The 24659-nt window shown below is 44.5% G+C and carries 14 protein-coding genes and 2 pseudogenes; 9 read left to right on the top strand and 7 right to left on the bottom strand.

The genetic code is table 11. The features are described 5' to 3' along the window. Positions 1 to 2083: DUF4114 domain-containing protein (locus tag JGK07_RS15040; RefSeq protein ID WP_293242420.1), on the bottom strand; the 2083-nt coding region annotated here is incomplete at its 3' end. Positions 2084 to 2432: 349 nt separating this feature from the next. Here JGK07_RS15040 and JGK07_RS15035 point away from each other — a divergent pair. The 6 genes from JGK07_RS15035 to JGK07_RS15010 all read left to right on the top strand — a co-directional run bounded on the left by JGK07_RS15035 (position 2433) and on the right by JGK07_RS15010 (position 17080). Further along, on the top strand, positions 2433 to 3059 hold the full coding sequence (locus JGK07_RS15035; RefSeq protein ID WP_293186742.1) for a hypothetical protein: 627 nt from the start codon (positions 2433 to 2435) through the stop codon (positions 3057 to 3059). 26 nt (positions 3060 to 3085) lie between these two features. Further along, on the top strand, positions 3086 to 4000 hold the full coding sequence (locus tag JGK07_RS15030) for a DUF1822 family protein (protein ID WP_293218190.1): 915 nt from the start codon (positions 3086 to 3088) through the stop codon (positions 3998 to 4000). Between the two features lie 96 nt (positions 4001 to 4096). Further along, positions 4097 to 7021, top strand: coding sequence for a pentapeptide repeat-containing protein (locus JGK07_RS15025; protein ID WP_293242423.1), 2925 nt, complete (start codon positions 4097 to 4099; stop codon positions 7019 to 7021). Between the two features lie 207 nt (positions 7022 to 7228). Next, positions 7229 to 7786 (top strand): prepilin-type N-terminal cleavage/methylation domain-containing protein, encoded by a 558-nt coding sequence (locus JGK07_RS15020; RefSeq protein WP_293242426.1) that lies wholly within the window; start codon positions 7229 to 7231, stop codon positions 7784 to 7786. A 363-nt stretch (positions 7787 to 8149) separates the two neighbouring features. Continuing rightward, on the top strand, positions 8150 to 9028 hold the full coding sequence (locus tag JGK07_RS15015) for an inositol monophosphatase family protein (protein WP_293211431.1): 879 nt from the start codon (positions 8150 to 8152) through the stop codon (positions 9026 to 9028). A gap of 435 nt (positions 9029 to 9463) precedes the next feature. Continuing rightward, positions 9464 to 17080 carry a DUF4347 domain-containing protein gene (locus JGK07_RS15010; protein WP_293224935.1) on the top strand — a complete coding sequence of 2539 codons (7617 nt, stop codon included), beginning with the start codon at positions 9464 to 9466 and terminating at the stop codon, positions 17078 to 17080. Positions 17081 to 17363: 283 nt separating this feature from the next. On the opposite strand, the gene dprA is transcribed toward JGK07_RS15010, so the two are convergent. From dprA to JGK07_RS14995, 3 genes are all read right to left on the bottom strand, one after another. After that, a complete protein-coding gene (gene dprA, locus JGK07_RS15005) occupies positions 17364 to 18515 on the bottom strand; it encodes a DNA-processing protein DprA (RefSeq protein WP_293224933.1) in 1152 nt (383 codons plus the stop codon). 148 nt (positions 18516 to 18663) lie between these two features. Beyond that, positions 18664 to 19317 (bottom strand): YdcF family protein, encoded by a 654-nt coding sequence (locus JGK07_RS15000; RefSeq protein ID WP_293218199.1) that lies wholly within the window; start codon positions 19315 to 19317, stop codon positions 18664 to 18666. 158 nt (positions 19318 to 19475) lie between these two features. Then, on the bottom strand, positions 19476 to 20123 hold the full coding sequence (locus JGK07_RS14995) for a DUF2301 domain-containing membrane protein (protein ID WP_293186852.1): 648 nt from the start codon (positions 20121 to 20123) through the stop codon (positions 19476 to 19478). Positions 20124 to 20207: 84 nt separating this feature from the next. Here JGK07_RS14995 and JGK07_RS14990 point away from each other — a divergent pair, with 84 nt between their 5' ends. Continuing rightward, positions 20208 to 20870: a hypothetical protein gene (locus tag JGK07_RS14990; protein ID WP_293186853.1), complete on the top strand. Its 663-nt coding sequence runs from the start codon at positions 20208 to 20210 to the stop codon at positions 20868 to 20870. Between the two features lie 181 nt (positions 20871 to 21051). On the opposite strand, the gene JGK07_RS14985 is transcribed toward JGK07_RS14990, so the two are convergent. Together JGK07_RS14985 and JGK07_RS14980 are read right to left on the bottom strand one after the other, a co-directional pair. After that, positions 21052 to 21807, bottom strand: coding sequence for a DUF561 domain-containing protein (locus JGK07_RS14985; protein ID WP_293186854.1), 756 nt, complete (start codon positions 21805 to 21807; stop codon positions 21052 to 21054). A gap of 343 nt (positions 21808 to 22150) precedes the next feature. Further along, positions 22151 to 22678: pseudogene (locus tag JGK07_RS14980) on the bottom strand (creatininase family protein); the annotation flags it as partial. 61 nt (positions 22679 to 22739) lie between these two features. Between JGK07_RS14980 and JGK07_RS14975 the strand changes: the two are divergent. Continuing rightward, positions 22740 to 23033: a PAS domain-containing protein gene (locus tag JGK07_RS14975; protein WP_293186855.1), complete on the top strand. Its 294-nt coding sequence runs from the start codon at positions 22740 to 22742 to the stop codon at positions 23031 to 23033. Here JGK07_RS14975 and JGK07_RS14970 read toward each other — a convergent pair. Then, a pseudogene (locus tag JGK07_RS14970) lies at positions 22998 to 23999 on the bottom strand (ISAzo13 family transposase). The gene JGK07_RS14975 and the pseudogene JGK07_RS14970 sit on opposite strands and share 36 nt — an antisense overlap. A gap of 237 nt (positions 24000 to 24236) precedes the next feature. Between JGK07_RS14970 and JGK07_RS14965 the strand changes: the two are divergent. Beyond that, positions 24237 to 24446, top strand: coding sequence for a hypothetical protein (locus JGK07_RS14965; protein WP_293185897.1), 210 nt, complete (start codon positions 24237 to 24239; stop codon positions 24444 to 24446). Positions 24447 to 24659 lie beyond the last annotated feature (213 nt).

The raw sequence follows: 24659 nt of genomic DNA, 5'->3' as shown, positions 1-24659 counted from the left end.
TGGTAGAAGTATCGATCGAATCTTCAGCCTTCACCTCAGACACGACAGCCTTGTCTGAAACCGGCAAATCCTTGGTAGAAGTATCGATCGAATCTTCAGTCTTCACCCTCGACACGACAGCCTTGTCTGAAACCGGCAGATCCTTGGTAGAAGTATCGATCGAATTGGCGATCGCAGGTTCGTCATCTTCAGTCTTCACTGCTGGCGTTACAGTTGTATCTGAAGTAACAACCTCCGTTTTCGAGAGAGACTCAGTATTAGTTGGAGAAATTACTTTCTCTTTTGAAACACTTGCGTTATCTGAAATCGGAACATCTAAAACCGAACCAGAATCAGTATTTTTGGCAGGTTTTTCATCCTCTTTAGCAGGCTCTACCTTCGGTTCAACATAGGGTTTAGCATAAGCAATCAAAGCCTTACCAATATCAGCTTTACGCCAATCTTTCTCAGCATTAATCACAGAATCCAAATTCACCGCAGTACCCGTCGCACCCCGCACCTGAAATATCACATCATTGTAATCGCGATCGCTCCCTAAATCAACCCGCATATCCTCCATTGCAAAAGTCTTGCCACTACCAGTCACATCAGCAATTTGCCCGACATGAAATCCCTCAGCAGGATTCGCCGTCACCATTGAAAATAAAGGACGTTTATCCCCTCCAACAACAGGATTATTCAGAACCTCTTGCACAGTTCCATTTGGCACCAACATAACGCCAAACTCATCCCCCGAAGTCATTGCAAAACTCTTGACTCCCAAATAAGTTCCTTCGTTATAATTCCCTTCAGGTAAATTACCCGTAAATTTTGCACCTTCGCTCAAATCATTAATGACTACATGACCTTTTACAGAATTGCTTAATGCCCTTGAAGCCACTTCCTTGATAAATTCTGCTGAACCAGGTACAAACTTCTCCATCCCTTTTAGACTGACGATAGCTAATTGACCCTTATACAGTCCGCCGTCAAACAAGAAATCGATACCAACTTGGCCGCTAGAGTCAACAACAAATTTCCCAGATGTAAACGAATTATCGGCGACAATCTCAGATTTAGGAGTAGTTTTGCTGAGTTCTTTAGGGGTTTCAACTGCAACAGCTTGACTGTTATCCGCAACTTTTTTGTCCTTGTCTCCGCTAGTAGTTGTCGAGTTTTGTTTGTTGCTATCTTTGCCAGCTTCATCGATAGTAGCGACTGATTTATCCGCCGTCACTTTATCAGTAGTCGCTGCTTGAATTATGGCTGGTGATTTTGAAGTCTCAACAGTTTGAGTAGTAGTTGTCGAGTTTTGTTTGTTGCTATCTTTGCCAACTTCATCGATAGTAGCGACTGGTTTCTCCGCCGTCAATTTATCAGTAGTAGTCGCTGCTTGAATTGTGGCTGGTGATTTTGAAGTCTCAACAGTTTGAGTAGTAGTTGTCGAGTTTTGTTTGTTGCTATCTTTGCCCGCTTCATCGACACTAGCGACTGGTTTCTCCGCCGTCACTTTATCAGTAGTTGCTGCTTGAATTATGGATTCTTTTGCTTGTGAAATCAGGTTACTGTCAGTGGCCAGTGTTTCCGATTTATTTTCTTTTTCTGCTAACGCATCGATTTTTTTATCAGGGGATATTTCCTTGGCACTCTGATTGTTAGTCAAAGAGTCAGTTGTTGTCAGACTGTCAGCTTTGATGGCAATTAACGGTGCATCTTTGCTGCTTCCAGTCAGGGTATCCTTGGCATCTATGGCTGACTGGGAACCGGATAGGGCGTCGCCGCGACTCGTATTGCCACTAACTGACCTGCTTAAGCTGCTATTGAGAGGATTTGGAACAATTAATGAATCATCGGATTTGTTGCTGATTGACTCGGAAGCAGCATCTTTTGATTTCAGTAAATTAGTCGTAACTAATGGTTTATCGGGTTCGATCGCTATTTTATTGTTGCTGTCAAGCATCAAGGAACCTTCGCCGATATTTTGCTTGTTGCTGTTGCTTAAAGGGTTGAGGATAGAATTGTTGGCAGCACTTCCCGGCAAAGTGTCGGCGATTAGAACATCTTTCAGCAGAACATTAGTTTGACCTTGATTGATAGTTGTCATTGAGATTATACTCCTAATCTTGGATTAAATGAAAATTGATATAATGAAATCAAACGATCGCCCAAACGTTGAATTGGCTTCTCTACTCTAATTACGGAAGCAGCCCCAAGTTTTTACGCAAATCTCAAAACTGCTTTTTCACACGAAAGTGCGATCGCCCCCTCAACCCTAATTACGAAACCACCTCAAACTTTTTACGCAAATCTCAAAACTTTTTTTCCCAAACCCTCAAATGTAAAGTTTTGTAACAATCTCCCCACAAATGCGTAAAAAATTGCGACTCTACCGAAAAACAACATAGAAATGCCCCAAGACTGCACAAAAATCCCAGAGGAGTGAGGAGATTGAGATGGAGGACGAAATTGATTTACAACTCAAACAGCTAGCCGTCGAAGCTCAACAGCACCCAGCCCTTAGCCTTGAGCGACAGAAAGCATTAACCAAACTGAGAAACGCAATTTGGCTATCGGGCAAGCTTGCTTATCCCCAAAAAAGGTCATGGTCTCCTAATATTTACGAAGACCTTTATAACGAAGCACTTCTAAAAACAATTGAGTATATTTGTCTAAAAATTGACAAATACGATCCAGAAAGACCACTGATGGCCCCGGTCAATCACATATTGAAGTTGAGATTCAAAGATGCTGTTAAGCGATATATGAAAGAAAAAAATAGAACACGCGAACTACCTTCCTTAAACGACCTAGATAATTACCAGTCACCACAATCACCATTGTCCGAAGAGGCTACAATGCTGCGTGAATTGATCGAAGAAGATCCAGATGGCCATTTTAGAAGAGTGTCACTTAGATGTCGCCCGGATATTTCTTGGCAAGTTATAGCTTTAGCTAAATTGGATGGTGAAACATTGGATAGTATGTCTCAAAGGTTTGGAGTTTCTATTTCAGGTATTGACAGTTTTTTTAATCGAAACCTGCGGAGATTTGGTGATGATTTTCGTAATAAATTACAGTAGCAATTAAGCGACAACCACAGAAACTAATGATGAGTAAAATGATCGAACCAATAACTTTCACCGTACCGCTATCCTTTGAAGCCCATGACATCGCTCAACAGTGCGCTCAAAAATCCCTGCCGACAAAATTCAAACAAGTTTATCTCAATACCCTAGCAGTGTATGCAGTAGATTCTTACCTACGCTGCATGGGATTTGAAACTAACTTGGCTCATAGCGAAAGTCGCGATTCACTCATGCTCAAATTTGTAGATGTCGCCGATTTAGATATCGTCGGCGTTGGCAAAATTGAATGTCGTCCCGTATTGCCCGATTCCCAAACTTGTAACATTCCCTCCGATGCTTGGGAAAATCGCATCGGTTACGTTGCTGTACAATTAAATCAATCTTTGAAAGAAGCAACGCTACTAGGATTTACTAAAACTTCTGCAATGAGAGAAGTACCGCTCACTCAACTGCAATCCCTAGAATATTTTCTTGCCTACATGAATCGAATTCAACAACTGAAACCAGTTAATTTAATGAACTGGTTTGAGGATGTTTTTGATGCGGGATGGCAAGTAATTGATGAGCTATTAAATCCCGAACAACTGGAGTGGCATTTTAGAAGTACGAACGCATTACCTATCGAGAGAGGTTATAAAATTGATTTGGGAATGCAGCTAGCACAACAGTCTGTAACACTTGCAGTCATGCTGGCACCAGAACCAGGTTCCGAAGTGGATATCCAAGTGCAAGTGTATCCGATGGGAAATCAAACTTGTTTGCCAGAAGGGTTAAAATTGATAGTGATGGATGAGTCAGAAGAGGTAGTTCTTGAGGCAACATCCAGAGATGATGACAACTTTATTCAGTTGGAATTTAGTTCTGAATTAAGAGAATTATTTGGCGTTACTGTGGCACTCGGAGGAGCTAGCGTGACGAAACATTTTCATTGGTAATCTGCCACGCATTTGTCATTCCCAGCTAGCACCTGGGAACGAAAGCAACAACTCAAGTATTGACTGCTAACCTATTGAAAATTTCACTTGGATTTTATGTCATCATTAACCTTTCAAAACTTGCGCGGTCAAAATCTCCAAGGTCGTTCTTTCAAAGGTCAAGATCTGACTAATACTGATTTCTCTTATGCAGATATCCGAGGTGCAGATTTTAGCGGAGCAACTCTCGATGGTGCTAACTTCAGTCACGCTCGCTGCGGATTAACAGTGCGATCGCAAATCAAAATATTCATAATTGTAGCACTGATATCAGCAATGTCAGGAACGGCTGCTGTAACTGCTATCAGTCAGACATTCAGATCTCTATTTGCCAAAAATATTGGGTACTCCAGTTTGATTGTAACAGCAATCATCTTATTACTGAATACTGTTCTTTTGGCTCTCACGATTCGCCAAGGAATACAAAAAGCTTTGGGGTCTTTAGCTATGGCGGCTGCAATCTTTGTACCTTGCATTGCTGTTTTAAGTGCGATCTCGAACGATAAACACCCGATACTGGCTTGGCTGAGAGGTTTTAGACCTGGGAGCTTAACTGGGGCGTTGGCTGGTGAACCGAATACCAACGATATTCCGTTTTTAATTGTAAGTTTGATCGGGGCTGTGGCTGCGACTACGATCGCAGTTGTAACTTTGCCTTTAGCTGTGGCTTTGGCTGAGGTTGTATTGGGCAGAATAGTGGCAGTTTTAGCTGTATTTGAAGCTCTGGCAATAAGTGCGATCGCCACCGGAATTATTATCAATAATTCAACCCGGTATTTAAAAGCATCTGTGTTAATTAATACTAGATTAGCTGACAACACGAACAATAAATGTTATGATTTTTTAGACCAATGTGTCGCAAATTTTTCCAATCCACCTATAGTTATTGCGATTATCATTATAGCGGTAATTTTAGCTGTAGCTTTGGTCTCATTGGGAACTTATATTGGCAACAGAGTTTTAGCTGAAGATGATAAATATGCCGTAATTCACCAATTAGCTAATGCGATTGCAGCGGCAGGCGGTACCAGCTTTCGGGGTGCTAATTTAGCCAATATTAATTTTAGTTACGCTCTTCTCAAAAACACTGATTTTAGATCTGCTAATATTTATCGTGCAATGTGGCACAAAAGCTCAAGAATTGAGTGGGCAAGAGTCGGCGAGACAATATTAATTGATCCCGCAGTTCGAGATTTGCTAGTGACCGGCAACGGCTATAATAAATCATATCAAGGCATGGATTTGAAAGGAGCAAACTTGATAGGTGTAGACCTCGGCTACGCCAAACTTCAAACAGCAGACCTCAGTCAAGCGACTTTGGAAGCTGCTAATTTAGAGTATGCAATTTTTAGTCAAGTTCAGGCGATCGGCACTGATTTCAGTAATGCGAGAATGACTGGTGCTTGCGGTTTAGGAACCTGGAATATTGACAGCACTACGAAACTAGAATGGGTAGATTGTCGGTGGGTTTACTTGCTAGAAGAACCGAAACCTGGCACTGACGATCGCGAACGCCGTCCCCACAGTGAAAAATCTCAATTTGAGATCGGAGAATTTACCAGTTTTTTTCAAGAGGTAGTCAATACAGTTGACTTAATTTTCCGTAACGGTGTTGATTGGAAAGCCTTCTACCAATCTTTCCAAAAAGTTCAGGACGATCTCAAAGGTACAGAACTAAAAATTCAGAGTATTGAAAATAAAGGCAATGGCGTTGTTGTCATCAAGGTTAGCGTACCTCCTGACACAGACAAAGAGAAGATTGAGACTGATTTCAATGGTTTCTACCAAAAAATGCTAGAATTAGCAAGAGTAAAAAATCCAATAATTCAAGAGTTCCCAGAACAGCAAAGATACTTGCTATCAGTAGTAGAGAAGATAGTAAAACCACTTTCAGAACAGGTAGTTGTCTTAAACTTAGATCGTGGTGACTTGAACCAAGGCTTTGCCGTCAGCGCTGATATTTACTGTGACGGACACCGTTTGCCAATCCAAATAGAAGGCAATTTGCCACCACAAGCCAAAATTTTAAAACGCTATCAACAGTGGGAAGAAATGTATAACATTAAAAACCAGAACAGCCGGATCAAAGGCAAAGAAGGTCAAGTCACTAACTTTTCTATAAAGAAGCTAACAACGTTAGCTGAGGATGTGGAAGCGGAAGTAAATAATTGGCTGAATTCAGCACCGTTTAACCCGATCGAGCAAAAATTGCACGACAATTTAAACTTTGATGATGAGGTGCGGGTGATTGTGCAAACTGAAGATGCCTTCCTGCGAAAACTTCCCTGGCATCGGTGGAAGTTTTTTGAAGTTTATTGCCAACAAGCAGAAGTCGCTTTAAGTCGCACAGTATCTAATAGGGTAAAGAAATTAGTCCTACCAAGAAGTAAAGTGAGAATCTTAGCAATTTTGGGTGACGATACAGGAATTAATATCGATGAAGACAAACAGGTGTTAGAGAATTTGTCAGACACAGAAATCATGTTTTTGCTCAAACCAACTCGCGAGGAATGTGAGGAATGTCTCAGAGATAAAATAGGCTGGGACATTCTCTGTTTTTCCGGTCACAGTTACAGCGAAGTAGATGGCAGCACTGGGGCAATTTATATTAATAAAACAGATAAGTTAACTGTCGAAGAACTCAGAATTTCCTTGAAAATAGCCATTGAACGTGGTTTGGAGATAGCAATTTTTAATTCTTGCGATGGCTTGGGATTGGGGAAACAGTTAGCTGATTTAGATATCCCTCAAATTATCGTGATGCGGGAACCTGTGCTAGATGCGATCGCCCAGGAGTTTTTGAGGCATTTTCTGAAAGCTTTTGCTGGTGGCGATTCTTTGTATGTTTCTGTGCGATCGGCGCGAGAAAAGTTGAAACAAAAATGGGATAAGCAATTTCCCGGTGCTAGTTGGTTGCCTGCTATTTGCCAGAATCAATCTGAGTATCCCAAGAAATGGGGAGATTTTCAAGGGAATTGTTAGCGGTATATTGAGTAAATTTAGTTTTTGTTTGAGGTGTTAATTATGTCGGCATTTGTCTGCAATTTTGTGCAACATATCCACACATCGCTTTTAAAACTCCGTTTTGCAGGCGAGGGCAAGTCACTTCTACAAAGGCAAAGAATATACTTAAATACCGGATTGTATATCAGTTACCAGAAGTGCGATTCCCTGCGGTACAAGCTATGCATGGGTGCAGGATGTACCAACGCTTCCCAGGGCTTCACTTTAATTGAGTTGCTGGTTGTCATTTTTATTATTGGGATTTTATCTGCGATCGCCCTCCCTACCTTCTTCAGGTTAATCGGTAAAGCTAAAGAAAGTGAAGCCACACAATATATTAGCTATTTGAACAAACACCAAACGGCGCAATATTACGAAGCAACGGGATTTACCAACTCTTTCGGATCGCTTTCATTTTCCCAAGATCCAACAGCAACTTCTGCTGCTGCTATTTTGAAAGGTTTTGGCTTTTCTGTGCGAGAAAGCAAGAATTATTTGTATGGTATCAAAGTTGCGACTCACAATGGCTATCCAATTGCAGCTCAAGTAGCTGTGTCTAAAAATTTAGGTGTGCGATCTTATTTTGAAATTATCTACGCCCACGATAATAATATCTTAGTTCCGTGCGGCCCGGTTGCTGTTGATTTGAGTTTGGCTTCTCCGGTGCTTAAACAAGTACAGATGGTGACACAATTTCTAGCCACTCCTGAGATTTATTGTCCTTATCCTAGTTTCATAAAATAGTGCTAGATTTAGTAAATGTAGTTTTTGTTAGCTAGTACCCAAATAATGTAACAGTATGTAAACAGGCTTAAGTCAGCCAGTAGAAAGCATTTGGACACTTTACAATCGTTTACATAGTTGTGTTTTAAAGCGCCGACTTACTTAAGTCGTAGGTTGCGTCAGTCGGGGTTTTTTCGATTATCATCAAGTAGATGCAATAGAGCTCTTGCAAAAATACAAAGCACCCCACCCCAACCCTCCCCTTGGTAAGGGGAGGGGGTAAGATTATTCTTGTTTCCCCCTCCGGGAGGGGGGACTTGCGGGGGGTAAATTTGACGAGAGCAAGAGTTCTAATCTGAGGCACCCTACTTTAATCAATCAAACATGAAAAATCTCGAACAATTAAGCGAAATTGCCCAGGCCGCCGCTTGGGGTGCCGCAGATATTTTACAATCCTATTATCGCCCTGATGCTAATACTCCCAACCTGGACATTCAAGAACAAAAAGACGGCCCAGTTACCGCCGCTGATGTCGCTGTCAATTCTTACATTCTCGATGAATTGCAGTCGGTTTTAGGGAATGCAGAATTTGGCTACCTGAGCGAAGAAACTTACAAATCTTATTTAGAAAGTTGTGGCAAAGTTCCTTTATCTCAATCTTGGGTTTGGATTATTGACCCTTTGGATGGAACGCGCGATTTTATTGACAAGACTGGTGAATTTGCGGTTCATATTGCTTTAGCTTTTGAGGGAAAACCGATATTAGCGGTTGTGGCTTGGCCGTCCAAGCAAAAGATTTATTATGCCATCCGCGATGCTGGTGCTTTTGGGGAAAGTCGCGGGGGTTGTGCGGTGAAATTGCAGGTTTCTGCGCGAAATATAGTGGCAGATTTATCTATAGTAACCAGTCGCAGTCACAGGGACGATCGGCTAAATCGACTATTGCACAAATTTCCCTGCCAAAATCAACTGGCTGTGGGTAGCATCGGCTGCAAGATTGCGACGATTGTCGAACAAAAAGCTGATGTTTATATTGCTCTTTCGGGGAAGTCGGCGCCGAAGGATTGGGATTTGGCGGCGCCGGAATTGATTTTGACGGAGGCGGGCGGGCGATTTACTCGTTTTGATGGTTCTGCTTTGCAATATAACCGGGGAGATGTCAGTCAGTGGGGGGGGTTGTTGGCGAGTAACGGTTGCTGTCACGATGCTTTGTGCAGGGATGCTGAGGGGATTTTGGCTGAGATTGATTCGGGTTTGCGGTAATCAGGTTGGTTTGTAGTGAGGAATGGGAGTCCTCTGATTTTATGCGGACTGAAGTCCTCACTACGAACCTGTTTTTTCATTGCACCTCACCTTACTTAGCCTAATTTATGTATCAATTACCACGTTTAAATCCTCTGTACAATGGCACTTACATTTGAAAAATATTTGTGGTAAGCGCAACTCGCATTCATCGCAGTAATTGTACTTAAGTATTTTCTCGCTCTTTATCGGTAGTTTAATTAACCAGATCTTTTTAAAGAAAACTTTATATAGCTCGGATAAAAAAACTGTTATGGTAGCTACAACAGATGAGAAATAACCGAATTTTTACGCAGAAATCCCGTGTCTGTGTAAATCAAAATTGATAGACAGTTTCGCACGCAAGTTACGAAACAGGGGAATTGTTGTCTTTTTTTAACCCCAAATAGGTGTATTATGTCAAATTTAAATTTTCCAGTTTCTGTAAGGGCGATCGCCTTTATCGACACAAGAGTACAAGATTATCAAAGTTTGGTGGCTGGGGTAACACCGGGTACGGAAGTTGTGGTGTTAGATGGGAACGAGGATGCGATCGCACAAATTACTCAAATCTTAGCCCTTCGTACCAATATTGACAGCATTCACATCGTTTCTCACGGTGCTCCAGGTAGCCTGCAAGTGGGCGATGGTAGCTTGAATGCAGATAATTTGGAAGCTTATTCGGAACAATTGCAGCAGTGGCGGAGTGCTTTTACAGACAGTGCGGATATTCTGATTTACGGTTGCAATGTGGCATCTGGGCCTCGCGTTTGTCCGAAAGTCCGCCGGGGATTTAAATCCCCGTCTCATAGCGAAAGTCGGTTGAAACCGACTGGGAATAATTCATTTATTCAGTCATCTTTAGATGACTTGCGCTATGAGACGGGGAATTCATTCCCCGGCGGTACCGGGGAACAAGCGAGAGATTTAGATGTAGATTTAGAAATAGATGGTTTCGCATTCATCCAGCGCATCGCCCAACTCACAAATACCAATGTTGCAGCTTCCAAAAACCTCACGGGAAGCGCGGCAAAAGGCGGCGACTGGGAACTCGAAGCAACAACCGGAGAAATTAACACACCGCTGGTATTTCGGGAAGATGCGATCGCAAATTACAGTCATATCCTATCCAGTTTTGGTAATGCGACTAATTTTCCAATGACATCAGATCCGTTTGTTCCTTCAGTAGATTATAACGGTGACGGTATCTTCGACTTAGTAGTAGGTGGCGGAGTTTTCTTAGCCAATGGAAATGGCAGTTTTAAACAGCCCATCAGCTTTAGCGGAGGCCCGTCAAGACTTGGCAACTTTAATGCCGACACAATATTAGACTTAGCAACAGCAAATCCAGTCTTTTCTGGCACTGTCTCAATTAGGCAGGGAAACGGCACTGGTGGCTTTGGTGCGCCCATAAACTCAAATGTAGGGAACACTCCCCTATCTATTGCTATTGGTAACTTTAATGCCGACACCTTCCCCGATTTGGCTGTGGTAAATGGTAACCCTCAAGGTGGTGGAAGCGTCTCAATTTTGTTAGGGAATGGCACTGGTGGCTTTGCCCCTGCCACCAGCTTCGGTGTCGGAGGAATTCCCGCTTCAGTTGCTGTGGGAAACTTTAACGCCGATAACTTTCTTGACTTAGCAGTCGGGAACAGTCTTTCTAATAATGTCTCAATTCTCTTAGGAAATGGCACTGGCGGTTTTAGTAGCGCCACTAACTTTAGTACGGGGCAATTTCCCAATTCCATTATTGTGGCCGACTTTAACGTAGATGGCAACCTCGATATAGCAACAGCCAACAACGGTTCTAACAACGTCTCAATTCTCTTAGGGAATGGCACTGGAGGTTTTAGTACCACCACTAATTTCACAGCCGGAACAAAGTCCAATTCCGTCACAGCGGCAGATTTAAACGGCGACGGCAAACTCGATTTAGCCGTATCGAACTCTGGCGCTACCAACCTATCAATTTTACTGGGAAATGGCACTGGAGGATTTAGTTCGCCGATCGACTTTGCATTGATAGGGCAAAACCCTGGGAGGGTAACAGTAAACGATTTTAACAACGATTCCCTACCCGACTTGGCAGTAATGGTAACAAACGGAGGTTCTAACAATGTTTCAATCCTGCTAAATACACCAAACACAGTTAATTTCGGTGCGGCAACTTACAGCGGTACAGAAGGAACAACAGACACAGTAGTTAATATTCCCGTCACCATCAGTGGCGGCACTCCCTTGGGCGATGTAACTGTACCAATTGCGATCGACCCCAGCAGCACAGCAACCCAAAATTCAGACTACACTATCGCCCCGACATCGATTACATTCCCCGCAGGTGCAACAGGTGCGGCACTCACCAAGAATATTGCACTTACGATCAAACCCGACAACATCGCAGAAAACGCCGAAACCGCAATTCTCAACTTTGGCACAATCACCGGAGGCGTTGCGGGTACAACCAAACAAACCACACTAACTATTGCAGCTAACGGTACTGTTTCCTATGCGGTTGCTGCGGGTATTGCGAGCATTCCCGAAGGCGATAGCGGCACAAAACCTCTGACTTTCACTGTGACTCGCAGCGGTAGCACTGGCGGGGCAAGTAGCGTCAATTATACGATCGCCGGAACTGCTACCAACGTCAGCGACTACAACAATATCGGTGGCACTTCTGCTCCAACGGGTATCGCAGGCACGATTAATTTTACAGCCGGTGAAACATCAAAAACGATTACTCTCGATGTGTTAGGCGACACCATCGTTGAACCCGACGAAACAATTATCGTCACCCTATCAAATCCCGCCGGCGCGGGCGTAACACCAACAATTACCACTGCTACCGCCACCACAACGATCGCCAATGATGACAAAGTTGGCGTTACTGTTAATCCAATTACCGGATTAACTACGACTGAACTCGGCGGTAAAGCTACTTTCACAGTCAAACTCAATTCTCAACCGAGTGCTAACGTTACTTTCGCCCTAAGCAGTTCCAATGTTGCTGAAGGAACTGTTTCGACTAATAGCTTAACGTTCACTCCCGCTAACTACAATCAACCGCAAACAGTAACGGTGACTGGTGTTGACGATTTGGTAGATGTAGCTGATGGAGATGTAGTTTATAAAATTGTCACGGCTGCTGCTGTGAGCACCGATCCTAATTACAATAACCTCAAACCCGATGATGTCACCGTCACCAATAGTGACAATGAAACTCCGGGAATTACGGTGAATCCTACGGCGGGATTAACTACTAATGAAACTGGCTTAGCAGCTAACTTTAATGTGGCGTTGAATACTAAACCAACTGCTAATGTGACTATCGGCTTGAGTAGTTCCAATATTGCGGAAGGAACTGTTTCGACTCCTAGTTTGACTTTCACTGCGGCTAACTGGAATACACCGCAACCGGTGACAGTAACTGGGGTTGATGACAATATTGCTGATGGCGATGTTGAATACAAAGTTGTGACGGCGGCTGCTGTTAGTACAGATGCGAATTATAACAACAAAGATGTTGCCGATGTCAGTCTGATCAACAAAGATAACAATACAGTAGGTGTAACTATTTCACCCACGAATACAACTGCTACTGAAGGCGGTGCTACAGGGACGTACAGCGTTAAGTTAAAATCCCAGCCGATCGCCCCTGTCACTCTCACTCTCACCACAGGTAGTCAGATTGAGCCGATCGCGCCTATCACTTTCACATCCGTTAATTGGAATGTATCTCAACCAGTTACGGTGAAAGCTGTTGATGATGCGATCGTGGAAGGGGCGCACAGCGGGAATATCACTCACAGTGTGACTAGCGGTGATGTTAAGTATAACGGGATTGTGGTTGGTGGGGTGGTTGTGGCGATTACGGATAAGGATGTAGCGCCGACGCCAACACCAACACCAACACCAGAGCCAACTCCGACACCGACGACATCAGTCACTCCGACACCGACGCCAACAACATCAGTCACTCCGACTCCGACACCGACGACATCAGTCACTCCGACGCCGACGACATCAGTCACTCCGACGCCAACGCCGCCGACATCAGTCACTCCGACTCCGACGCCGACGACATCAGTTACTCCGACTCCGACACCAACAACATCAGTCACTCCGACTCCGACACCGACGACATCAGTCACTCCGACTCCGACACCGATACCAAGGCCAAACATATTTAGGAGGCCCGGAATACCGAGTTCTAACGATCGGATTGCTAGTCCTAACGATCCCACGATAAGTTTTTCCCAAGCTACTTACAAATTAACTGAAATTCCTCCAGGAGTCTTTCAGAGACAAATTACTCTCACTCGCACTGGAAATTTAGACAAACTTTCCACGGTTTACATACAACCTGTTACCGGTGGCTCAGCTACTGTGGACAAAGATTGGGAATTTGTCAATTACTCTGGTCAACTTACCTTTAACCCAGGTGAAGATACCACAAGTTTCACAATTAATATCTTATCGGACAATTTAGTTGAGGAAACAGAAGAAATCGCGTTTCGGATCGATCGTGCCGACAATGCGAATATTGGCACTCAAAGTTCTACCATCGTGCAAATTACGGATATTCCACTTTTCACCAATACGAACGCTCCGATATCTGCTTTGGATTCAGGTATTTGGGGAGACTACAACAATGACGGCAAACTGGATATTCTTGGTGGCTCTGTAATTCAAACCAACAATTACGGCCCATTGACCACAGTTCCCCGAATCTACGACAACATCGGTCAAGGCTTTAGCGAAGCTAATCGAAGAGACTTACCAGGCCAGGTTCCAACCTGGGGAGATTACAACAATGATGGGTGGCTGGATGCTGCACTGCTTGGGCAGGATGGTTTCGATTCCAGCCAAAACATCTATAGTGGTGAGAGTTCTGGCTTTTCCTTTGAGACAAGTTTACCTGGGAATCCCCCATACCCATATAGATCTCGGTCAAGTTGGGGAGATTACAACAACGACGGGCGTCCGGATTTCTTGCTCAGTACGGAAAATATTAGAGCTTCTGAGTTTGGGGACTTGAGCACCACGCTCTACCGCAACACAGGCAAGAACGGCCAAGAACGCTTTAAAGACAGCAAAGCACGTCTTAATACACAAGATCCCAATTTTGTAGGTGTCGGACAACTATTTGTTACTGGGAGTGAAAACAAAATAGTTGCTCCTACTGATTCTGGAGTTTGGGCAGATTTCGACAACGATGGCAAACTCGATATCCTTGTCGAGGTAAAGGAAATCCGAAAGAACGATAACTCAAGGTACTTGGCAAAACTTTACCGCAACTTGGGCGATGGCGTTTTTGAAGACACTGGCGTAGAGTTGCCTGGTTCTAATGGTGACGCTGCTGATATGGCATGGGGAGATTACAACAACGACGGTCAACTGGATATTTTGCTCACAAGTCGCGATAGTTTTTTCCAGCCGTCTTTTACCAAAGTCTATCGAAACAGCACTCGTGAGAATAATGGGTCTGCCAAGTTTGAAGACATCGGCGCACAGATACCTTATTTAAATCGCGCTGCTTGGGGAGATTACGATAATGACGGGCTTCTGGATATCCTAGGTACTGGTGTCGATCGACAAAATGGCGAAAATTCAGCAACAATCGTCGCCAAAGTCTATCAAAACAAAGGCAATTTTTCTAACCCAAACAGCTTTACTGGCCCAAACAGTTTTATCGACAGTGGCGCACTAATCGACAGTGGCGCAAAGCAACAGCTTGATCGTGGTAACTATTCCCAGGCTGTTTGGGGAGACTACGACAACGATCGTAAATTAGATATCCTATTCACAGGCAATGCACCAAACAATGATTCATTCTATGAAGGACTGAACAAAAACGACTTCTTTACCAAAGTCTTCCGCAACAACACATCTAAAGCCAACACTCCCCCCACAGCACCCACAGGGCTATCAAATTTACCTTCTGGCCGAAATGTGACTCTTAAGTGGAATAAAGCAACTGATGCTGAGACTCGTGCTGATGGTTTAAGCTACAACCTACGAGTTGGCACGACACCAGGAGGTCAAGATATTCTTTCCCCGATGTCGTATCTTGCCGATGGAACTCGTCAACTGGTGGGGTTGGGGAATGTTAGTCAAAACACCCAGTGGCAACTCAAAGACTTGTCTCCAGATAAGACATATTACTGGAGCGTACAGGCAATTGATACTGCTTGGGCTGGTTCACAGTTTGCTACAGAAAGGAGTTTTACAGCCAGCAATCTTCCTCCAGAACAGAAAATTCGTTTAAGTGGGAGGTACAGTGAGTTTAACCAAGCCATCAAAGATGTATACACTGACCCCGATGGCGACTTAATTTCCTATCGGTTAACTCTACTTGATGGCAGTCCTTTAGAACTGAGTAATAACTCAAACATCAATTGGCTCGGACTTCAATTTAACCCCCCGACAAACGAGATCCGGTTCATCGGAACTCCCCCAATTGGTGCACAACCTTTTCAGGTAAAGTTAATAGCTACAGACTCTTACGGTGCCAGTAGCGAACAGACTTTCAAGGTGACAACAAAAGACGGTCGCTGGGTTATTGACGGCTACATCTCCGGCGCAACTGTCTTCCTAGATGCCAACAAAAACGGCATCAAAGACACCAACGAACCATCCACAATTACCGATACAGGCGGCAAATTCGATCTCAACATCCCCTTCGAGATATTCGACACGAACAAAAACGGAGAAATCGACCCATCAGAAGGCAATTTAGTTGCGATCGGAGGCACTGACACCGCCACCGGATTACCCCTAGAAACACCAGTCACCGCACCACCAGATTCCACAGTTGTCACACTCCTAACTAGCTTAGTCGCCGACTTAATCGACAAGGGAATTGCACCCGAAGCCGCCCAATCTTTAGTCAAAGCCGCCCTTTCCCTCCCCGCTGAAGTTGACCTGACTAGCTTAGATCCAATCCTAGCTACCAACAACAACCAGCCTGGGGGAGTCCAAGTCTTAGCAGCAATGGTGAAAGTCCAAAACACCATCACTCAAACAGTCGCTTTGATTGACGGTGCATCCAGTGCAGCCGATCGCGATCTTGTCAAAGCTGTTGTCAGTTCAATGGGCGATAAAATTCAAGGCGGTGCTATCTTAAACCTCAGCAATCCAGCCGCCTTAGAACCAATAATTCTGCAATCCGCTGCTAAAATCCAGCAGATTGACCCCAGTTTCAACATTCAAAAAGTCACCTCTATTACCTCGCAAGCTGCGACAGTAATGGCAACAGCAAATCAGCGCATTGATACCGCCGTCACCAACCCAACAGCAACATCAATTCCCCAAGCCGTTGCCCGCGTCCAACAAGTATCCTTGGGCGCAACTACTCAAGACTTCAAAGCAGTTGGTGCCGGAAGCAAGCCAATTTCCCAGTTAGTTACTGACAATACTGGTGCTGCTTTAGATAGCAAAATTCAAGCAGTAACATTGCCTGCTGGGATTGCAACTCCTATAGTCACCGGCGACGCCGATTTGGGCAGCAATTCTGGTCAAATCAACGGCACAAATGGCGATGACATCCTCACTGGCACTACCGGAAATGATGCAATCAACGGCCGACGAGGCAACGATTCCCTAGACGGAGGCCTTGGAGATGACACTCTTTACGGCGGCAAAGGTAGCGATACTTTGCTCGGCGCTAGCGGTAATGATGTCTTGTTTGGCGGCCGCGGTGCTGATATCTTAAACGGCGATGATGGTAATGATATCTTGTTTGGCGGCAAGGGAGATGATTTGCTGACGGGCGGCTTAGGAAATGATACTTTGACTGGAGGAAAGGGAGTCGATAAATTCCTAATCTCCACCAATTCTGGGACTGATACTATTACCGATTTTGAATTTGGTAAAGACTTCTTAGTATTGGGTAACGGGCTGAATTCTTCACAATTGGCGATTAGTCAAGATAGCGGTGTAACATTAATTCGGTTTGCCCAAACTGGAGAGATTTTAGCTTCTATCAGCGGAGTTTCTGCTGGGAGTATTACCGCAGGGAGTTTCGGATTGATTTAACAAAAATCGGCGGTTAAAACCGCCTATATACAAACAAAACCCCCGGAGGCGGGTTGAAAAAGACCGGGCGAATGGAATTCGCGTCTATACAGACAAAACCTGCCTCCGCAGGTTGAAGAATAGGCGGTTAAAATTGCGTTTTTTCTTCAGTCCGCGGAGGCGGACATTGTTTGTATAGTCGCGGTTTCAACCGCCGGATTTTGTCTGTGCAGACGCGGTTTCAACCGCCGGATTTTGTCTGTGCAGATGCGGTTTCAACCGCCGATTTTTCTAACATATCAAATCAACAGCGCTGATATCGCATACCCGGCAATTGCGAAACTAATCCCAACAATTCCAACTGCAAAAGAATACCAGAAACCGTCCCCGCAGCCAATCCCGCAGCCTCCACAATTGTATCAAGAGAATTCGGCCCCGAACCCAGAGCTTTTAACACCACAGCCAACTCCCCATCCAATAGCGGCTCTGGCTTTTCAGGGGTTGGATTTGCCGGAAACAAGGACAACTGCTGCGCGCTATCCAATTTTGGCATAGCTCCGAGCATTTCTAGCAATCGGTCTTCGCTTAAAAGTCGATCGCTATTGGGGAGAATCGGATGAGCACCTTTACTCAGCAACTCCAAACATCCAAACGATCGCTCATCATCCAACCTTCCCGTCAAAACATACACATCCCGACAAAACTCATTCGCTTGATAAGCAGTAATTAACGCCCCCGACTTCTGCGGAGCTTCTATCACAATAGTAGCGCGGCTCAAGCCAGCAATTATCCGATTTCGGCGCGGAAAATTAGTTTTATTCGGTTGAGTCCCCGCCGGATATTCGCTGATTGCCAATCCCTGCTGTAACAGGCGATCGCACAACCGCTCATTTGGCTTAGGATAAACGATATCAACCCCAGTACCAAAAACAGCCAAAGTCCGACCTCCCGTCTCCAAACAGCTTGTATGAGCCTCCGTATCAATACCTGCGGCAAATCCCGAAACAACAGTAAAACCATTTTTAGCCAAAGCCACACTAATTTTACGAGTCCAGCGGCGGCCGTATTCCGAAGGACTGCGAGTGCCAACAATTGCCACCGTCGGCGTAATTCCTTGATTCTCTTTGATATCGACTAAACCGCGATAATACAGCACCGGCGGCGGGCTGGGAATTTCCAATAATAAGCTGGGATAATCCCGATCTGCGGGTGTCCAGAAACAGGGATTGTTAATAAGATGTTTCTCAATAAATTCTTCAGGATTGAGTTTAGATCGTTCTTGTACAGTGGTATCAATTACCTGCTTGCCAAACCCTTCTACTCGCATTAAATCTACTGGTTTCGCCATCCAAGCTTCTGCCAAAGTATTAAAATGTTGGTGCAATCTTTGCAACAAAATCGGCCCTATACCATTAATCTGTGACCATGCTAACCAGTAAGCGCGTTCTTCTAGCAACGACTTGCCCTCAATTTATCTGAAAATAATTTTATCATTTTTGGTATAAACAGCACTATCCATTGCTGTCAACTTAAAAAAGGTACGTTGTTGGGCTTTAGCCCTCTTTAGATTTATAGACAAAGAGGGCTGAAGCCCAACAACGTACCTAAGCTTTCCAATTGACAAAACGGGCATAAATATAAGCAATGATTTCCCCAGTCACAGTCCGAAAACCTGCGCTAGATTTCCACCATTCTTGTGAGTTATAATCTTCCGATTCCGCAGCTATAATCCCGACTTTAATTTCAGGATTCAACACTTCTTTGAAAACCATCCAACTGCGGCGGGCATGAGTGCCAATAGAATAAAGATTGATTGAGTCCACTTTTAGGGCAGAAGTAGCTAGCCAATCTCGAAGTGCGATCGCAGAAGCAGCAGTGCGGTGTTTCACAACACTCGGTGCGGGTACAGCTACCACTTTGTTCTTATCAAATCCTAGCGCAATACAAGTCGCGGCGGTCAGTTCAGCATAATTTTTATATTGGGCGAGATAGTGGCCCTTACTTACCGGAAGCCCGGTTGTCACCAATTTCCGGTATCCGCCTTTGTTGAATTCTGCGATCGCACTTTCGACTGCATAATCCGGCAACCAGCCTTCCACAACCACTATATCTGCTTTAATCGGCGCATTTACCGCCAAAAATGGATGAATATTTGTGATAATTAAGACCATTGTAATGATTAAACCTGCGATCGCAATTACCCAACCTTCCCAGGTAATTGCCCACATTTCTCGGCGGCGGATCAGACGAATTCTCATTTTATAGCAGAAGGAAGAAGGAAGAAGGAAGAAGGAAGAAGCAACAATACCAATGGTTTCAGGAAGAGGGAAATAGTGAGACAGTGAGAAAGTTATAAAATTGCCTTATGCCCTATTCCCTATGCCCTATGCCCTATTCCCTATTCCCCATTCCCAAATTATTTGTGTTTGAGATACTCAAAAACGCTCTTATCGCCGATATCCTGGGGGATAGGTTGAAAAAACTTGCGGACAGCAAAAATGATGAACAATATCGCCCAAAGTCCCAGCAGCAACTGTTCATTTTCCGGTGTCAAGAAGCCAAAAATATGTCCTAAAAGTAATAGCGGAACTCCCGGAGTCAAAAACTTAGTTTCTAGGCGGTTAAAGCAGAAAGCTTCTTTAAAAAAGATGCCATTCAAGGCAGCAAAAGTAAAGCCAATTCCCCACAAAGTCGCTGGATGTTCGTACACCGCCAAAGCCAAAGGTTCGCTACTTTGTAAAGCGACAAACAGTGCTGCCGCGCCGCCGATCGCCCAAAACATCTGTAACGTGCGATGCAGCGCAATCATGTAAATGTGAATAGTTGCCAAACTAACGCCTAAAGCTATCCAGAAACACGCAAAAACAGGCGTTACAGCTTGAATTGCCATTGGGTTGTCGCCCTGTTGCAACACCAGAGTAGCACCCACCGCCAAACACAGCGCCGCCACCCCCAATCCGGCGCGGTAGATCAACACTCCAGTGCGATCGCTTTCGGTAATCGTAAACTCGCCGAATTGCCCTTGATAGACTGCCGATTCATCAGGCGATTTCAGTAATTGCATCACAGCTTCCTCCTATTTGTCAGACACGAATGTACTTCTACCAAGATATACTTTATTGATAAACCGATACAGCGAGACCGAGCGATGCCCAAATTTAACAAACCTAAAGTTAACCAGCCTAAAGTTAACAAGTCTCAAGTTGACGATCGCCCAAATCAAAGCAAATCCCTTCCTTCAGAATCCGAACTTCCTTTAGTTCAGCTTGATGAAACCATTGTAGCAGGTAGAAGACCGAAACCGCTAAACGACTTGCAGCGCTTGCTTGCTGAATTACCAGAATTAGGAGGCACCTTCAAGCCAGAAATCTTCGCCGATCTCGATGAAAACAACCCATTTAATGGCGGTCAATTTGAAAGTAAGATTAGAAGAATCCTGGGAAACAAAAAAATCAATGCCGATCTTAAAAATACAATCAAATATTTAGACTACCTCAAGCAAAATTTTCAAGTTCCGTGCCATGTTACTGGCATAGAAGAGTTTGAATGGGAAGAAGAGTATCTTATGGGTTTTGGCACTAAAAAAGAATATGCAAGGCTCAAAAAAACTCAACCTTCTTATACTGATAAATTCACAATTCATCGGTTGGAAGATTTTTCTATTCAGGAAGACGGCATATTTGTGGAAGTTCAGCGCGTCGGCGATCGCAAAAAGTTTATGTTGCGTTTAGCAGAGTTAGAATCAGTTGATGATATCCCCCCAAACAATCATTTATTACATGATTATGCCGTGTGGTGGATTAATTATTAAGGAAGAGGGAGATTGGGAGATTGGAAGAGGGGGAAAAATCTTCCTTCTCCCCTCTTCCCTCTTCCCTCTGAAAACTGTCAACTGTCAACTGTCAACTGTCAACTCTTCCTTCTTCCCTCTTCCCTCTGAAAACTGTCAACTGTCAACTGTCAACTGTCAACTGTCAACTCTTCCTTCTTAATTAGATTGAAGTAGCAAAGTGCGATCGCTCGACTTTTGCCAAAGCTTCAACTAAACTGCGAACAGCAGCAATCATCGCCACTTCGCTGTTAAGTTGGCTGACAGCAGAACCGACGCCAACACCCGCAGCGCCAGCGCCAATAGCCAGCGGTGCAGTGACGCTGGAGATGCCCGAAGCGCAGAGTACGGGGACTTGTACGGCGCGGGAAATTTCAAAGGCTGCGGCCAAAGTAGGCGCTGCTTTTTCAATCAATCCCAAAGTTCCGGCGTGAATTGGTTGGGCGCTAGTACCGCCTTCGGTTTGGATGATGTTAGCGCCAGCTTTGACTAATTCGGTTGCTAACTGTACTTGTTTGTCCAGTGTCAAAATGTGGGGAACTGTTACAGAAAGAGTGATGTTCCCAAATAGCGATCGCGTTTGGCGAGTCAACTCCAAAACTTCCTCAGCTTCAAAGCGGCGCCCTACGGCGTAGAAAGCATCAAAGTTGCCAATTTCAATCAAATCAGCGCCAGCTTCTACCGCAGCTACAAACTTTTCTGGTTCCACAGCCGACACACAAATTGGCAAATTTGTCAACTGTTTTGCCATCAATACCAAATCGCGATCGCAAGCAATATCGACAAAGGAAGCGCCACCGAGATCCGCTGCTTTGACAACAGCCGCAACGTTAGCCGCATCAAAATTATTTAAACCGCTGATAATTTTCAGGGCGCGGCCTTGCTCAAATGCGCGCTGCAATTTAGGAGTTACACTCATAGTTAGCCTTCCAACTCAGAAAATTTGTTAGACTCATTTTGACACGAATTAGAACTATTTTTGATTTTTAATTCTTAATTTTTATAGGACTGATACCAATTTTTTATGAGGGTGCATAGAATCTGATCCCCCCTAACCCCCCTGGTGGGAGGGGGGGACAAGAGTTACTCAAAGTCCCCCTTCTTAAGGGGGATTTAGGGGGATCGGGATATGTGCAACGACCCATTAAATTGGTATGACGCACTCCTTGTTTAGAAACCGGGTTTTTTTACGAAAAGACGGATTTTAGACCGCAGATTAGGTAAAAAACCCGGTTTCTGGGTGCCGATGCGTAAGTTTTGTTTTAATTATTTCCCGGCTGTCGAAACTTGTGCACATCTTTGATAACTTGTACCCAGCCGTCAGAGAGAGATTCCAAAATACGATCGCCCTTTTCCTTCGTCGCCACCGTCGCATCGCCCAACACACCGCTATCAGTCAACTCTCGCGTCAGCCAAACAAAAGGCAAGCTACCTTCCATACTCAGCAAACTGTCAGCAGGCAAATCCCTCGGATACTCGCAAACTGCTCGCTCCATTTTCACCTGTTCGGGCAAAATTGACAACATCAAACTCGTTTCGGCATCTCCCGCGTGAATTCCCAATTCTAACTCTTTCGCCGTGAGTAATTGGGCCGCCACATTCGGCACCCGCCAGACAAACAGCGGAAACACTGAAAAATCCTGATATTTCTGATGAATATCCCGCACTGCAATTTCCATTACCTGCGGCTGTCCGCCGTGGGCATTCATCAATACTAATTTCCGAAATCCTGCCCGGTAAATACTGTCAGCAATTTCGCCAATTGCGGCTAAAAGTGTCTGAGCGCCGATCATAGAAGAACGTTTGAGCGTCGCCATCAAAGGCTCGGGCATAGCAAGCTGGGATCTAGACGTGCGAACAAATCGAGTAATTTGGTCGGCGAACCATTTCAGGATTTTCGGCTGCGAACCGACACCGGGCGGCGAAACTACGATCGCAGTGTGGAAAAAGTTCGTGCATCCAGACGACTTAAAACAAGTCTTGCAGGCAGTCAAAACAGCTCGGGAAACGCGATCGCTCTACTCGATCGACTACCGAATCGTGCGCGCAGACACGGCCAAAATCCGCTGGTTGAGCGTGTTAGGGACTCGCGGACAAATAAAATACCAGTCAAAATGGGATAATCGTGATATCCCATTTTGGTAAAGTTTCAGAACGTTGCCATGAGGGCAAATACTGTTTTAACTCATGAGGTAAGACTTTTACGCCTTTCTCATAAGTTGTCTCAATTAAGTTTACAATGGGATTAATTCCTTTCCATGTCATGCTAGATGCCCAGTGTACGGCAGTTTCAACTGAATCTAAAATAGCACCATTCCAATAGTGTTCAAGTGCCGCCCAGCAGCGTTCAATTGAGTTATACTTACTATGATATGGTGGATAGTAAATTAGTCGGATTCTTAAGCCAATTGCCTGAGATAACTCGATGATGCGTTTGATGAATTGTGTGCGATTGCTTCTGATTGCCGGACCACCATCAAGGTCAATCACCAATAAAATCTGTAGTTTCAGCGGACTGTCCCATATAAATCGATAGTTGATCACTTTGAGTGTTAAGAATGCCAAAGGGGACTAATACAGCTTGCCACTCGGTATCATGATCGTCAGCCGATTTCGGTTCGATGGTTCTGGCTTTACCTCCCCGTGACAGGTTGCCAATTTTTACTTTCGCTTTGGTATCAATTGATATTCGCAGAGACTTGACATCTAGATTGGAGGCTTGATTCTCCTTCAATACATTCTCAAAAATCGCATCAGTTTCGGGAATTTTTTTCAAGGGCTTGGTTTTTTGTGTTTTTTTAGGCGATACCCCATTCGATTTAAAATCGCGCCAATTGTCTGACGAGAAGGTAATTGCTCACTGTCGTAGTTCTTCTGACTCACTAATGCCGCTCGTACCGCCATGGCCGTGATCCGGGCATACAAAAATGTCGATTGAAACTTGGGGTCTGCCTGGGACTCTGGATCTACTAAAGAACGAATATCGGCTTCTAAGTTGGGCAGCAAAATTTCACTTTTATGTCGCCCTCGTGCCCGGTAATTATCTACACAAATCAACCCGGTTCGTCGTTCATGTAAGCCTAGTTGAACACTGTCTCGGTTCCACCCCATAAATGTTTCTACTTTGCGGGCCCAACCATTAAAGTAGTCTTCAGCCACTTTTGCCATAAAGTCTCGACGGCGATAGCCTGTCAGTTTTTTTGCCGCATCTTTGAATGTTAATTTCACTGGCTCACTCAAGATCATTTCTAGCATCCCAATTACAGAAGTAACAACCGCTTATGTCAGATTTTTTGTTTCCTACTCTTCTAGGATAACTGGGGTTATATTTAATCGCAAGCCCCTTATATGTTGCTGCGGCAGGTGCGGGCTCTGCCGCCAGAGCAAGGCGGATTGGTTCCCGCGATCGCCCTTACCGCCTATGCTGGAGAAATTGACTACCAGCAAGCCCTGACTGCGGGGTTCCAGCGGCACATTTGTAAGCCTTTAGATCCAGACAAGTTGGTGCAGGCGATGTTGGATGTGTTCGTGGAGCGATCGGGCAAAAACATTTTTTAATTTAAACTATTTTTTGCTGCTAAAAATCTTTATTTAACGAACCGCAAAGGCGCGAAGAACGCGAAGGAAAAAGAAGAAGAAGAAGAAGAAGAAGAAGAAACAAATAAAATAGTTTTGTAGTAATGACTTTAGTCCTCTCTCGGTCTGAGGAGCGAAAATTAAATAATTTACACATATTTGTGGGATGGGCGTCCCGCCCGTCAAGAAAGGACA

Origin of the sequence: Microcoleus sp. PH2017_24_DOB_U_A, from assembly GCF_020738205.1 — a bacterium.
Taxonomy (GTDB): Bacteria; Cyanobacteriota; Cyanobacteriia; order Cyanobacteriales; family Microcoleaceae; genus Microcoleus.
Note: the sequence above shows the minus strand (reverse complement) of the source record. Positions and strands in the feature narration are given on the sequence as shown.

Excerpts from the sequence above, each read along its gene's own strand:
- JGK07_RS15035 (WP_293186742.1), top strand. The coding sequence starts at position 2,433 with ATGGAGGACGAAATTGATTTACAACTCAAACAGCTAGCCGTCGAAGCT.
- JGK07_RS15030 (WP_293218190.1), top strand. The coding sequence starts at position 3,086 with ATGATGAGTAAAATGATCGAACCAATAACTTTCACCGTACCGCTATCC.
- JGK07_RS15025 (WP_293242423.1), top strand. The coding sequence starts at position 4,097 with ATGTCATCATTAACCTTTCAAAACTTGCGCGGTCAAAATCTCCAAGGT.
- JGK07_RS15020 (WP_293242426.1), top strand. The coding sequence starts at position 7,229 with ATGGGTGCAGGATGTACCAACGCTTCCCAGGGCTTCACTTTAATTGAG.
- JGK07_RS15015 (WP_293211431.1), top strand. The coding sequence starts at position 8,150 with ATGAAAAATCTCGAACAATTAAGCGAAATTGCCCAGGCCGCCGCTTGG.
- JGK07_RS15010 (WP_293224935.1), top strand. The coding sequence starts at position 9,464 with ATGTCAAATTTAAATTTTCCAGTTTCTGTAAGGGCGATCGCCTTTATC.
- JGK07_RS15000 (WP_293218199.1), bottom strand. The coding sequence starts at position 19,317 with ATGAGAATTCGTCTGATCCGCCGCCGAGAAATGTGGGCAATTACCTGG.
- JGK07_RS14995 (WP_293186852.1), bottom strand. The coding sequence starts at position 20,123 with ATGCAATTACTGAAATCGCCTGATGAATCGGCAGTCTATCAAGGGCAA.
- JGK07_RS14990 (WP_293186853.1), top strand. The coding sequence starts at position 20,208 with ATGCCCAAATTTAACAAACCTAAAGTTAACCAGCCTAAAGTTAACAAG.
- JGK07_RS14985 (WP_293186854.1), bottom strand. The coding sequence starts at position 21,807 with ATGAGTGTAACTCCTAAATTGCAGCGCGCATTTGAGCAAGGCCGCGCC.
- JGK07_RS14965 (WP_293185897.1), top strand. The coding sequence starts at position 24,237 with ATGTTGCTGCGGCAGGTGCGGGCTCTGCCGCCAGAGCAAGGCGGATTG.